We start from the raw sequence: 968 nt of genomic DNA, 5'->3' as shown, positions 1-968 counted from the left end.
TTCGAGGTACTCTAGGCATTGGTTTACTTTCATGGTTAGCATATGTGTGTTTTTCCAACTCACGAAATTATACTCATGAATCGATAAGGCGAAAAGATAGGCAGCATGCATTAAGTTTTGGACGCTTATTTTTACAAATCTATGGTTCTAGTGCGACAAAAGAAGATGCGATGTTAGTATTTAAAGACTGGAATATGTCTGGTGATTCTGCATTTTCAAAAGAAAACAATAAGACTCCCCCTAACATTATTGATGCATTCAAGTCATTTAGCGGATCTCTGAAAAAAAATAAAGAAGAGTAAGTAACAAACTCAATTTTAGATGGATTACCACATGAATAACAATATATTTGACCTTGATTGGGATTGGGATAAAGAAATTATTTTCAACTTAGACGGTGAAAATGAACTACTACCCGCCGATAAACTAGATAGGAGAAGATACGCAGAGTATCTTTACTTCCACCTAAAAGAAAAAGGTAAAAAAGATAATACTGTCATCAACTTAAACGCTGAATGGGGAGCAGGGAAAAGCTTTTTCATAAAACGCTTTTATAGTTCTTTAAAGGATAAGCATCCATGTATCTATATAGATGCATGGAAACAAGATTACTCTGACGATCCTTTTCTCACACTATTTTCATCATTGATATCTCAAATAGAACATTACTCCGGTCGCATTGATTCTCGTTTAATTAAAATTGGTGATTCAATTGGACGCTTTACTAAAGGTGTGGTACCAGAAATATTATCTGGGTTATTAAAAACCCACACTGGAATAGAGAGTATTAGTGATATTGCTAAATCAGCAGCAACATTGATGCTTAAAGAACATAAAGAAAAAAGCAATGCAATTATAACCTTAAAAAAAGAGCTTGGTTTTTGGGCAAGAATGAGCTTTGATAAGGGATATGAAGCACCTATATTCATATTTATAGACGAACTCGACAGATGCAGACCAAACTATGC

Annotated in this window: 1 protein-coding gene and 1 pseudogene; both read left to right on the top strand. The window is 34.1% G+C overall.

Annotation, left to right across the window (positions count from 1 at the left end):
- Nucleotides 1-302: pseudogene (locus V1952_RS22080) on the top strand (hypothetical protein); the annotation flags it as partial.
- A gap of 31 nt (nt 303-333) precedes the next feature.
- Nucleotides 334-968, top strand: a 635-nt coding sequence (locus V1952_RS22075; protein WP_420075580.1) for a KAP family P-loop NTPase fold protein, incomplete at its 3' end; no start/stop codon positions are given.

Origin of the sequence: Yersinia sp. 2542 StPb PI, from assembly GCF_048593855.1 — a bacterium.
GTDB lineage: Bacteria > Pseudomonadota > Gammaproteobacteria > Enterobacterales > Enterobacteriaceae > Yersinia > Yersinia enterocolitica_E.
The sequence above is the reverse complement of the archived record's forward strand: the minus strand, read 5'-3'. Positions and strand labels throughout refer to the sequence as shown.